General features: G+C 32.4%; 8 protein-coding genes. 3 read left to right on the forward strand and 5 right to left on the reverse strand.

All coding sequences use genetic code 11. The features are described 5' to 3' along the window. Window positions 1-4 precede the first annotated feature (4 nt). On the forward strand, window positions 5-1006 hold the full coding sequence (gap, locus tag V8G56_RS10385; protein ID WP_395438381.1) for a type I glyceraldehyde-3-phosphate dehydrogenase: 1002 nt from the start codon (window positions 5-7) through the stop codon (window positions 1004-1006). A gap of 69 nt (window positions 1007-1075) precedes the next feature. After that, window positions 1076-1939, forward strand: coding sequence for a BadF/BadG/BcrA/BcrD ATPase family protein (locus V8G56_RS10390; RefSeq protein WP_395438382.1), 864 nt, complete (start codon window positions 1076-1078; stop codon window positions 1937-1939). 5 nt (window positions 1940-1944) lie between these two features. On the opposite strand, the gene V8G56_RS10395 is transcribed toward V8G56_RS10390, so the two are convergent. The 4 genes from V8G56_RS10395 to V8G56_RS10410 all read right to left on the reverse strand — a co-directional run bounded on the left by V8G56_RS10395 (window position 1945) and on the right by V8G56_RS10410 (window position 10036). Further along, entirely contained in the window at window positions 1945-2841 is an 897-nt protein-coding gene (locus V8G56_RS10395; RefSeq protein ID WP_395438383.1) for a transglutaminase family protein, read from the reverse strand. After that, window positions 2838-5399, reverse strand: coding sequence for a circularly permuted type 2 ATP-grasp protein (locus V8G56_RS10400; protein WP_395438384.1), 2562 nt, complete (start codon window positions 5397-5399; stop codon window positions 2838-2840). Before V8G56_RS10400 ends, V8G56_RS10395 begins: the two co-directional genes overlap by 4 nt. 11 nt (window positions 5400-5410) lie before the next feature. Next, window positions 5411-8737 (reverse strand): transglutaminase family protein, encoded by a 3327-nt coding sequence (locus V8G56_RS10405; RefSeq protein ID WP_395438385.1) that lies wholly within the window; start codon window positions 8735-8737, stop codon window positions 5411-5413. A 255-nt stretch (window positions 8738-8992) separates the two neighbouring features. Further along, on the reverse strand, window positions 8993-10036 hold the full coding sequence (locus tag V8G56_RS10410) for a GMP reductase (protein WP_395438386.1): 1044 nt from the start codon (window positions 10034-10036) through the stop codon (window positions 8993-8995). 213 nt (window positions 10037-10249) lie between these two features. On the opposite strand from V8G56_RS10410, the gene V8G56_RS10415 reads away from it, so the two are divergent. Beyond that, window positions 10250-12151: a response regulator gene (locus V8G56_RS10415; protein WP_395438387.1), complete on the forward strand. Its 1902-nt coding sequence runs from the start codon at window positions 10250-10252 to the stop codon at window positions 12149-12151. A 1-nt stretch (window position 12152) separates the two neighbouring features. On the opposite strand, the gene V8G56_RS10420 is transcribed toward V8G56_RS10415, so the two are convergent. Next, the gene (locus V8G56_RS10420; RefSeq protein ID WP_395438388.1) at window positions 12153-12533 is read right to left on the reverse strand and encodes a RidA family protein; all 381 of its coding nucleotides are present in this window, start codon (window positions 12531-12533) and stop codon (window positions 12153-12155) included. Between the last annotated feature and the right edge of the window lie 5 nt (window positions 12534-12538).

Below are 12538 nucleotides of genomic sequence, written 5' to 3' on the forward strand. Positions count from 1 at the left end.
TAAAATGTCAAAATTAAAATTAGGAATTAATGGATTTGGTAGAATTGGTAGAATTGCTTTTAGAGTGGCAGTATCAAGACCAGAAATTGAAGTAGTAGGAATCAATGATTTATTAGATGTAGAACATTTAGCTTACTTATTAAAGTATGATTCAGTTCACGGTAAATTTAGTGGCACTGTAGAAGTGAAAAACGGAAATTTAGTTGTAAACGGAAAAGAAATTAGAATTACAGCTGAACGCAATCCAGAAGATTTAAAATGGGATGCTGTAGGAGCTGAAGTTGTATTAGATTGTACAGGTATTTTTACTTCTTTAGAAGGAGCCCAAAAGCATATTACTGCTGGCGCTAAAAAGGTTGCTATTTCTGCACCTTCTGCTGATGCACCAATGTTTGTAATGGGAGTAAACCATAAGCAAATTACGGCAGCTCATACGATTGTTTCAAATGCTTCATGTACAACAAACTGTTTAGCACCTTTAGCTAAAGTTATCAATGATAATTTTGGAATTATAGAAGGACTTATGACTACCGTGCATGCTACAACAGCAACACAATTAACTGTTGATGGACCTTCTAAAAAAGATTGGAGAGGTGGAAGAAGTGCTTTAGCTAATATCATACCTTCTTCAACTGGAGCAGCGAAAGCTGTTGGCAAAGTAATTCCTGAATTAAATGGTAAGTTAACAGGAATGTCTTTCAGAGTTCCTACTCCAGACGTATCTGTAGTAGATTTAACTGTAAGAACAAAAAAATCAGCGACTTGGGATGAAGTTAAAGCCGCTTTAAAGAAAGCGTCTGAAAATGAATTAAAAGGTATTTTAGGATATACTGAAGAGGCCGTAGTTTCTCAAGATTTTGTTTCAGAACCTATGACAAGTGTTTTTGATGCTGAAGCAAGTATCGCATTAAATGATAATTTCTTCAAACTTGTATCTTGGTACGATAATGAATTTGGATATTCAACTAAATTAATTGATTTAGCACAACATATTCATTCTGTATAATTTTTAATATATTGTCCATGGAATTATTTATGTTAAATAATTCCATGGATTTTATTTATCTCAAAGCTTATGATTTTAATTGTTGATAGTGGTTCCACTAAGTGTGATTGGATTGCAGTTGATAAAGACGGTAATCAGTTATTGGAAAAAATTCGTACTAAAGGGCTTAACCCTGAAATTTTAACTGAAAAAAAACTTAAGAAAACAATTAAAAAAAATGAGGATCTTAAAAATAACAGAAGTGAAGTCACTCATGTCTATTTTTATGGTGCAGGTTGTGGGACTGAAAGAGGTAAAGAATCTGTTGCCAATGTATTAAAGGAAATCTTTCTAAACGCTTTTATTAAAGTAGAAGAGGATACCATGGCAGCGGTCTATTCTACTATTAATCATGAAAATGAGGCAGCTGTGGTATGTATTTTGGGTACAGGGTCTAATTGCAGTTATTATGATGGCAAACAATTGCATCAAAAAGTGCAATCTTTAGGTTATATTTTAATGGATGATGCTGCTGGGAATTTTTTTGGTAAACAATTAATAAGAGATTATTATTTTAACCATATGCCAACAGATATTAAAATTGCTTTTTCAACTAAATATAATCTGGATGCAGATTATATAAAATATAATATTTATAAGCAACCAAATCCTAATGCCTATCTTGCAAATTTTGCTGAGTTTATGTTCTTAAATAAAGATTCTGAATATATCAGAACTCTTATTAAAGATGGTATTAGACTTTTTGTAAAAAATTATATCATGCAATATAAAGAAGAGCTTAAGACGGTTCCGGTTCATTTTGCAGGATCTATTGCCTATTTTTCACAAGGTGAAATTAAAGAAGTGGCTCAAGAAATGGGATTTACAACTGGTAATTTTGAAAGAAGGCCTATTGAAGGCCTAGTTAAATTTCATACCAATAGTCTTAAATAAATTCATTAGCTCTCAGTATCTGGTCTTATATCAACAGACACTTTCATACTATTTTTTCCATTACTATAAATAACTCCTTTTAAAGGAGCCACATCATAATAATCTCTTCCATAAGACACTGTAATGTGTTGATTTTTTGGTATTTGATTGTTTGTTGGGTCGAAGTCTATCCAGCCAAATTTTGGAATATATACCGAAAACCAGGCGTGCGAAGCGTCTGATCCAATAAGTTTTTCTTTACCAGGCGGAGGCAACGTTTCAATATAACCACTCACATATCTCGCAGGTAAACCTATAGACCGCACACATGCAATAGCAATTTGTGCAAAATCTTGACAAACGCCCTTTTTTGCTTTCATAACTTCGGTTAAAGGGGTGGCAACATTTGAAAATTTGGAATCAAATTTAAAATCTCTAAAAATACGTTGCATAAGTTCAAAACTAGCCTCAAAAACAGACCTTTGTGGTTTAAAGGAGCCTTGCGCATAAGCTCTGATCTCATCTGTTATCTTTGAGATAAGAATGGAATCAAGTAAATACTGTTTCACTTCTAAAATTTCGGGTGAAATTATTTCAAGTGCTTCTAAAGCAGATTCCAATGTGATGCTTTTCCCTTCAACTGAATTGAATATATCAGGTTGTAAACTAAAATTGCGTAATATTTTACTGGTGGCTTTAACGCTTAGCTCGTTATGTGATTTTTGAATTGAAAATCGGGTAATTGTATTACCGAAAAAATCAATTTTTTCAGAAATTTCAGTTGGTAGGGGATTAATATCTAGACTGTATTCCAATAAGGATTGACCTACCATGGTTTTTGGTTTAAGTATGGCTATATTATGGCAAAAGGTAACATTACTGTCATAGTTATACCTGGTAGTATGTGATAATTTATATATCATATTGACGAAGGAAAATCTTGATTGACCAACTGCGTTTGTTGTTGAGAATGATTAAAATACGTGTTTGAAATGGATAATGATGTTTCGTTTAGTAAATCACTTAATACAGAAAGTAGATCATCAAGATTCTGTCTTAAACTTCCATCTTGGTTAAGTTCTAAAAGTAAATTGATAGTAGTATCACTAATAACTTTTTTGGCTTTGTAAATATATTTTTGAGGCTCAGAAAGATTATCTTGAGTATTAGAATGAGGTAAATTATCAATATCTTTTTGAATTCTATTCAATTGATAAGTCAATGATTTTGGAAATTTCTCATCTAAAAGTATCAGTTTTATAACGTTTTCAACACTTAAATAGGAGCGATAACTATATCGGTAAATATTCAAACTTTCATGACTGGTCAATAATGATTCCAGGATTTGATATTGAAGATGTTCTTCATGATTAAAGACTAAAAGAGCTCGGCACTTTTCTATATTCATCATGGCTTGCTCGGTTTGTAAACCTATAAAATATAGAAGCAATCCTTGCTCCACCATAATACTTTCTTCAATCAAACCCATGAAAGCAATCAACCTTGTAATTATTTTATCAAGTAATTTTATAAGTTCAGAAATACTATAATTATTGTCTTCTTTGAATTTGTGCCAAGTTTTTTGAATGCTGTCAAATACCCGCCACATATCTTTTGACCATAAGTTTCTTAAAGAGTAGTAGGAGTTATTAAAACTGTTTAGAGCCTGTGCGAATGTACCAAATCGTTTTTCATCAAGAATTAAACCGCATATTTCTTTTAAAGGATTATTTAAGGCTATTTCTTTGCCTTTACCAACAAAACCAGGAAAGGTAGATGTAATATTTGTAATGGCTTGATAGATATATTGTAAATTATCTGATTCTGTTTGCTGTTCATTAAATTGCAAGTCATTCATTCTGTTTAAGGTCATTCTTAAAAATCTTGCAGTAACTAAAGCTCTTCCTAAATATCTTCCAGACCAAAATAAGTTTTCAGCCGTATGACTTGGTAAATCATTGATATCAGAAATAGATATTCTGAAGGACTTATCCCATGTATAATTTTGAATAGTGGTTTGTTCTTCATCTGAAATTATCCAAAAATCCTTACTAATTCCTCCACGTTGATTAGATACATATAAATCTTCCCGCTCAGGAGCTACTCTTACAAGGCCTCCAGGCATGACACTGTAACCATTTTGTTTTGCAATGGCAAAGGTCCTGCAAGTGACTTTTCGTGGTTCCAATTGGTCATTCACAAAATCAGGTGCTGTTGAAAAGAATATTTTCTCTTGGGCCACAAAACTATAAGGATTGGATTGTATGGCTTTCTTCAATTCTTCTAATTGGGAAAGAGTTAAAAACTCACAGAAATAGATGGATTCTCTATGAGACCTATCAATTCTCTTTACAACTAGTTGTGTCAGGTTATTTAAAACAAAGTTTCGTTCTTTTTCCTGCCCACACCACCACGAAGCTATCTGAGGTAATATAAGATCTTCGTTTAAAAAAAACCTGCAAATATGATTCATAAAAGGGATTAGACCTGAGTTTTCTAAAACACCACTTCCAATAGGGTTTACAACGGTTACGTTCTGTTCTCTAACGACATCTAATAATCCCACAACACCTAAATAAGAGTCTTCTCTTAGTTCTAAAGGGTCCATATAAGCATCATCAACACGTCTGAGAATGACATCTACTTGTTTTAATCCTTTTAGTGATTTGATATATACCTTTTTATTTCTTACAACTAAATCATTGCCATGAACCAGAGGATATCCCAAATAAGTAGAGAGGTATGCGTGTTCAAAATAGGTTTCATTATGCGGACCAGGTGTTAAAATGATAATATTGGGGTCCTGTTGATTTTGAGGAGCAGACTCGACCAGCATTTGATTAAAATCATAAAAAAATCCAGCCGCTTGCTTGACGTTTATATTTTTAAAAATATCAGGAATCACTCTGCTTATAGAATATCTGTTTTCTAAAGCATACCCCATACCTGAGGGTGCTTGAGTTCTGTCATTGACAACCCACATTCTTCCATCAGGACCTCTCGCTAAATCGGCAGAATAAATCAATAAATGCTTTGATGTTTTATATTGGATCTGATCACATTGTCTTAGAAAACCGCGATGAGCAAAAATGACTTCATGTGGGACAATACCTTTGGTAATAAGTTCCCGTTTTCCATAAATATCTTTTAAAACTAAATTGAGTAATTCAGCACGTTGCTCTATGCCCTTTTTTATGTTGGTCCATTCATTTTCATGAATAAGAAAGGGCACTATATTTAAATTCCAGGGTCTGTTTAATCCTTTAGGGTCATTATAAATATTATAAGTAACACCATTTTCTGCCATTAACCAATTAACCTCATTTTGCTTTAATTTGAGTTGAGGGATTCCAATATTAGTTAAATTTTCAAGTAAGTTTTCCCAATTGGAATTTATAATCAAATTGCTATTAATGACCTCATCATAATTCTTTACATCAGAAAAGTAATTTTGAAATAATATATTGGTGTTAACCGTCATAAATGTTATTATTATTTTTTCCTAAGATCAAGTGTGTTTGGGAATTCTGGATTTATAGGTAATTCTTTATATTTAAATGTTTTCTTTGAAGCGTAATCTGAAGCATTTTTATTTGATTTGTTTGGCTTTATATTTTCTTGTAAATCTAATTCACCTTGTGAATGTCCAAAATCCCAGAACCTATTAATTCTCCTGGATTCAGCTTCATAGCTGTTAACAGGGAATGTTTCATAAGTACGTCCACCAGGATGCGTCACGAAATAAGTACATCCTCCAATGGAGCGTTTATTCCAAGAGTCAATAATATCCAAAACCAAAGGTGCGTCTACTCCAATAGTAGGATGCAGTGCTGAATAAGGATTCCAAGCTTTATATCGTATACCTGCCACGTATTCTTCCTCGACACCTGTTTTAATCAGATTTACTTTAAGGCCATTGCAAGTTAATACATATCTGTCATGATTAAAATGAGATACTTTAACTTGAATACGCTCTAAAGATGAATCTACATATCTTGCGGCTCCACCACCGGTCATTTCTTCACCTAAAACATTCCAGGGTTCAATACCAGCTCTTAATTCTAAATGGATATTATTGATATCTACCATACCATGTAGTGGAAATCTAAATTCAAAAAATGGATTAAACCAATCTTCTTTGAAGTTATAGCCAGCTTTGTTCAATTGTTCAACAATATCTTTGATGTCCTCTCTTACAAAATGCTCAATTAAGAATTTGTCGTGCAATTCTGTGCCCCAACGCACCAATTTATGCTCGTATGGTTTTTTCCAAAACCAAGTAACTAAAGTTCTGACTAATAAGTTTTGCATTAAACTCATTTGAGGATGCGGTGGCATATCAAAGGCACGTAATTCTAATATACCCAATCTGCCTGATGAGGAATCTGGTGAATACAGTTTGTCAATACAAAATTCTGATCGATGTGTATTTCCTGTTAAATCTGTTAGTAAATGCCTAAACAGTCTGTCTGTTAACCAAAATGGGACTTCACCATTTTTCGGGATTTGGTTAAAGGCAATTTCTAATTCATACAAGCTGTCCATACGTGCTTCATCAATTCTTGGAGCTTGGCTTGTTGGTCCTATAAAAGCACCAGAAAACAGATATGAAAGTCCAGGATGATGTTGCCAAAATGTTAAAAGACTGCGCAATAAATTTGGTTTTCTTAACAAAGGGCTATCAGCCGGAGTGATTCCGCCTAAAGTAACGTGATTGCCTCCACCAGTTCCTGTATGTTTTCCGTCTACCATAAATTTTTCGGTTCCTAACCTGGCTTGCTTAGCCTGTTCATATAAGGTGAACGTATTTTTGGTGAGTTCATCCCAGCTTTTAACGGGTTGTACATTGACTTCAATAACTCCAGGATCTGGAGTAATTTTTAACGACTCTAACCGCTGGTCATGTGGCGCATCATAACCTTCTAAAATGACAGGAATGTTGAGTTCATTGGCGGTAGCTTCAATGGATGCCAACAAATCCAAAAATATTTCTGCACTGTCTAAAGGTGGTAAAAACAGATATAATTTACCGTCTCTAACCTCTGAACAAAGAGCCGTTCTAATAAAATATTCTGAATGGTTCTTCAGAAGTTCTTTTTTACTTAAGTTTTTATAACGTTTTCCTACTATTTCTTTATAATCTGGTAAAGGTTTCTTTTTTGAGAAATTATCTGGAATATATTGAGGAAATTCTTCTTGTTTTGGCTTTTTAATTAATGAGTTTAAGGGTAATCTTAAGCCTACTGGTGAATTTCCTGGCAATAGGAAAATATGTTTTCTTCTAAAAGCCCATACGCAGGTATGCCAGGTGTTTTTTGTGTTATTTAATGGTAATAAATGGCCTACTGGATTCGATTTTTCTTGATTAAGAATTTCTTGCAGTTTATTCTTAACCAGTAAATGGCCGTCTTCTTTAGTTGGGTCAACATCAATGGGCATTTTGCCTTCTTCCCAAAGAAAATAAAAGGCATCTTCAAATGTAGGCAATACCGTTTTATTTGTGATACCAAGATATTTTGTAAGCGTTGTTAAAAAAACTTTATCAGTGTTTTTAGGTAGCTTTGGATTATCTGAAAATAAGGATAACAATTTTCTGTTATGCCATATGTTTTGACCATCTTTTCTCCAGCAAATTTCAATGGACCATCTGGGTAATGGTTCACCAGGGTACCATTTGCCCTGTGCCTGATGCAAATAACCACCTTTGCCAAAAGAATCATATAGTTTAACTGCAAGATTTTTGGCGAGCTCTCTTTTATGAGGTCCGTCGGCATCTGTATTCCATTCTGGGGATTCCATATCATCAATAGATACAAATGTGGGTTCGCCACCCATCGTGAGCCTTACATCATTTTTTTCTAATTGTTTTTCAACTTTAAACCCCAGTTTATAAATAGCATCCCATTGTTCTTCAGTGTAAGGTTTGGTCACTCTTGGAGATTCAAAAATGCGTTTTACAGAATTATTAAAGAAGAATTCTGTTTCGCAGACATCTGTTAAGCCACTCACAGGTGCTGCACTTTCAAAAGAAGGTGTACATGCTAACGGAATATGGCCTTCACCAGCTAATAATCCAGAAGTGGCATCAAAACCTATCCAACCTGCACCAGGAATATATACTTCAGCCCATGCATGTAAATCTGTAAAATCCTCCTCTGGTCCGGAAGGGCCATCTAAAGATTTTTCATCTGCTTTTAATTGCACTAAATACCCCGAAACAAATCTGGCACCTAATCCTAGATGTCTCATAACTTGCACAAATAACCAGGCGAAATCTCTACATGATCCATTTTTTCGTTCTAATGTTTCTTCGCAACTTTGAACACCAGGTTCTAACCTAATATTATAATTCAGAAAATCATATATCTTTTTATTGATATCTATTAAGAAGTATATTGTTTTTCTTGGCGTAAGATCAATCGTTTTTAAAAAGTCTTGAAGCAATTTTCCGTTTTCGCCTATTTCTAAATAGGGTAAAAGTTCCTTTTTTAAAGTTTCATCATATTTAAAGGGAAAGTCTTCAGCATATTCTTCAACAAAGAAATCAAAGGGGTTGATTGTTTTTAAATCTGCAATAATTTCTACCTCAATGGATAATTCTTTTGTTTTTTCAGGAAAAACTAAACGTGCTAAATAATTTCCAAATGGATCTTGTTGCCAATTAAAAAATTGGTTTTCAGGTTTTATTTTTATAGAATAGGATTCAATAGGAGTTCTGCTATGTGGTGCTGGTCTTAATCTAAATATATGAGGAGATAATTTTACAGGGCGATCGTATTTATAGAGCGTTTTATGTGATATTACAATTTTTAATGCCATTTACAAGTCGGTTTTTGGTAAGGTACAATTTAAATGTTTTTTAAATGAAAATGGATAAGCTTATAAAAAAAAATGCAGCTGTTATTAACATAATTATCAGCCTTATTTATAAATTAATTCAGAGAAATTGTTGTGCGTTTAATAGTTAAGCTAAAACGATTATTGCCATTAAATATGGAAGATTTTATATCATAAAAACAGAAACATATCATCTAAAGAAATGCAAAATCACTACACCACTTTTGTCAAATAATATTATTCCTTTTCGTAAACCCTATTCTCTTGCTCTGCAACTCTAATAAAGGTGGTTCTTTTAGTGAGCTCTTTAAGTCGTTGAGCACCAACATAAGTGCAAGTACTTCTTAAACCTCCTAAAATATCTTGTAATGTTGATTCCACTTTTCCTTTGTAGGGTACTTCAACTGTTTTTCCCTCACTAGCTCTATAATCGGCAACACCTCCAATATGTTTTTCCATAGCAGTTGAAGAACTCATGCCATAAAATTTTCTAAAAGATTTACCGTTTTTGTCAATTATTTCTCCACCACTCTCATCATGGCCAGCTAACATACCTCCAAGCATTACAAAATCAGCACCAGCACCAAAAGCTTTAGCAACATCTCCAGGTGTTGCACAGCCACCATCACTAATAATTTGTCCTCCTAAACCATGAGCGGCATCAGCACATTCAATAATGGCCGATAATTGAGGATAACCAACGCCAGTTTTAACTCTGGTAGTACAAACAGATCCTGGACCTATTCCAACTTTTACAATGTCGGCCCCTGATAGCAAAAGTTCTTCAACCATTTCACCAGTTACTACATTACCGGCAATAATCACTTTATCTGGATATTGCTTTCTTGTTTTCTTTACAAAGTTGGCAAAATGTTCAGAATATCCATTGGCAACATCAATGCAAATAAATTTTAAATGTGGATTAAAATTAAAAATGGCCGTTAGTTTTTCTGAATCTTTATTACTGGTTCCTGTACTAATAGCAATATAATTCTCGATATCTTTTGGGGCAGAAGCGCAGAAAATATTCCAATCGTCAATAGAATAATGTTTATGAATAGTAGTAAATAATTTTTTCTGTGAAAGTGCTTTTGCCATTTCAAAGGTTCCTACCGTATCCATATTAGCCGCCATAACAGGAATGCCTTCCCAGATATGTGGACTATGTAAAAATTTAAAATTACGCTCTAAATTAACCTGAGACCTGCTTTTTAATGTTGACCTCTTTGGACGAATCATAACATCTTTAAAGCCTAATTTTAAATCATATTCTATGCGCATTTATCATTTAATTTAAGTCATTTCAAATGTATTATTTTTATAATTGAATATTAAAAAAAACAAGAAAAATACATCAACAAAATATTGAAAATTAGTATTACCTTTAAAATCTAACTTTTTACTAAAAAAAAGGATTAATTATAAATACTAATAGTTATAATACTTTTGGGAATTCCATCAATTATAAATAAGTTTGTAAAAAAGCACCTAAAGATGGCATTTCTTTTTCAATCAATGCGATCCTTTAAAGTAAGGATAACATTGATTTTTTTTACATTTATTTTATTAATAATAGTCCTGTTTATTGGCTTTACTCAACTGCAAAAAAAGCTTGATTATTTACCAATGGCGGTAAGTGATCTTCAAGACATTAAATTTGATTTTTCAAGGAGTTTTCTTAATTACCAGTCTACTTTACTTGAGAATAATCAAGCCCTTCACAAAACTGGAATAAATAAAAATAATTTAGATTTTTTTGTAACTAATTTAAATTCAAATAAAGAAAAATTAATCAATCTTAAAAAAGAGATATATAATCATTCATTTGTTTTTGATAATGATATTATTCAAATAATTGAGGTAGTTGAATTATTTCAAAATTCAACTTCAAAAAATTTATTTAATCCTTCTTCTGAGAATCAGTTAAATTTAAATGCGAAGATTGATTCCTTAATTATTAAATTAAACAAAGTATTTCAAGAAAAAAAGAAAGCCCTTTATAATAACGGATTAATTTTATTTGTTCTTATTGCCATTCTGATGGTGGTTGTAGCTTATTTTTTAGCGCGTAGAATGACTAATGATTTTAGTAGACTAAAGACCAAAATTGACGATATCAATAATCATAGTGACAAACTTTTGTTATCTAAAATTGATGATGTGAATAGTTTAGACAAGTCATTTGAAATATTAAAAACTAAGGTCAGAAGATTAGAATCAGATTTGGAAGAAGCTATAAAGATAAGTGAGTACAAATCGGTGTTTTTGGCTAATATGAGTTATGAAATTAGAACTCCGTTAAATTCTGTCTTAGGTATGATCAATATGCTAAAACAGAGCCAACTCACAACAGATCAGCAAATACAATTAGAAATTGCTGAATATTCCTCAGAACATGTGATGCAATTGGTTAGCATGATACTTGATAACTCTAAAGTTGAAGGAGGAAAAATAGAGTTAGAATTATCGGCAATTGATTTAAAATCTGATTTGTCAAAACTGGTTAAAGTATTTGAATATGAAGCCTGGGATAGTGGTCTTGACTTTGAATTTAAGTTTTTAGCGGATGAAAACGAGAAGTTTTTATTACTTGGCGATTTAAAGCGAATAAAACAAATTATAACCAATTTGATGAGTAATGCTATTAAATTTACAAATTCAGGTAAAGTTTCATTGGTTATAGATCAGACTGTTGGACCTGATGATTATCAAATTGTAACCTTTTATATAAAAGATACAGGGATTGGAATTCCGCCAGAAAAAGCGAAAAGAATTTTTGCTGATTCTGAAAATAACCATTTGTCAATTACAGATTATTATGGAGGAACTGGTTTAGGATTAACAGCTTCTTCACAACTTATAAAATTAATGGGTGGTGAACTGAAATTGGAAAGTAAGGAAAATGAAGGGTCCATATTTTATTTCAGTATTCAACTTCAAAAAACTCTAAATTTAAAACGAGAAAAATTAGAACCTAGCCCAGATTTATTAAATCAGTTTGATTATAAGTTTAATGTATTAGTGGCAGAAGATAATAAAATGAATCAAAAGGTTATTAAGTTCTTATTAGAACAACAAGGTGCAGATTGTACTTTTGTTAAAAATGGTTCAGACGCGGTTAAGCTATTTAATATTCTTGATTTTGATATGGTGTTTATGGATATATTTATGCCTGAAATGGATGGTTATGAAGCTACAAAACTAATTAAGGCAAGTGAGAAATACGCTAAGCATGAGATACCTATCATAGCAGTTTCTGCCAGTGCGTTTGAAGAAGATATACAAAATGCTAAAAAAGCCGGAATTGATGATTTTTTAGCAAAACCAATTGAATCAGATAAGCTGAAAGAATTATTAATTAAATATGCGCCTAAAGATAAAAGTGCTATTTCCTAAATTATTTAATGGCAATCATGCTAATTTCAACATGCACGTTTTTTGGTAATTTTGCGACCTGTACAGTTTCTCTGGCAGGTGCATTGTCTTCATTAAAATAGCTGCCATATACTTCATTTATTTGCCCAAAATCATTCATGTCTGTTATGAATATAGTGGTTTTTACAACATCGTCAAAAGTCATATCAGCAGCTTCTATAACAGCTTTCATGTTTTTCATTACTTGTTGTGTTTCGGTTTTAATATCAGTTAAAATTAATTCACCAGTTTCAGGATTTAAAGCAATTTGACCTGAAGTGTATAAGGTATTTCCCTTTAATATGGCTTGATTGTAAGGTCCAATGGGAGCAGGAGCATTGGAAGTGATTATAATTTTTTTCATAATAA

This window comes from Gaetbulibacter aquiaggeris (genome assembly GCF_044003965.1).
In the GTDB taxonomy this organism is placed as follows: domain Bacteria; phylum Bacteroidota; class Bacteroidia; order Flavobacteriales; family Flavobacteriaceae; genus Yeosuana; species Yeosuana aquiaggeris.

What these genes read in the sequence shown, in the direction of transcription:
- gap (WP_395438381.1), top strand. Translation starts at nt 5, where the DNA reads ATGTCAAAATTAAAATTAGGAATTAATGGATTTGGTAGAATTGGTAGA.
- V8G56_RS10390 (WP_395438382.1), top strand. Translation starts at nt 1,076, where the DNA reads ATGATTTTAATTGTTGATAGTGGTTCCACTAAGTGTGATTGGATTGCA.
- V8G56_RS10395 (WP_395438383.1), bottom strand. Translation starts at nt 2,841, where the DNA reads ATGATATATAAATTATCACATACTACCAGGTATAACTATGACAGTAAT.
- V8G56_RS10400 (WP_395438384.1), bottom strand. Translation starts at nt 5,399, where the DNA reads ATGACGGTTAACACCAATATATTATTTCAAAATTACTTTTCTGATGTA.
- V8G56_RS10405 (WP_395438385.1), bottom strand. Translation starts at nt 8,737, where the DNA reads ATGGCATTAAAAATTGTAATATCACATAAAACGCTCTATAAATACGAT.
- V8G56_RS10410 (WP_395438386.1), bottom strand. Translation starts at nt 10,036, where the DNA reads ATGCGCATAGAATATGATTTAAAATTAGGCTTTAAAGATGTTATGATT.
- V8G56_RS10415 (WP_395438387.1), top strand. Translation starts at nt 10,250, where the DNA reads ATGGCATTTCTTTTTCAATCAATGCGATCCTTTAAAGTAAGGATAACA.
- V8G56_RS10420 (WP_395438388.1), bottom strand. Translation starts at nt 12,533, where the DNA reads ATGAAAAAAATTATAATCACTTCCAATGCTCCTGCTCCCATTGGACCT.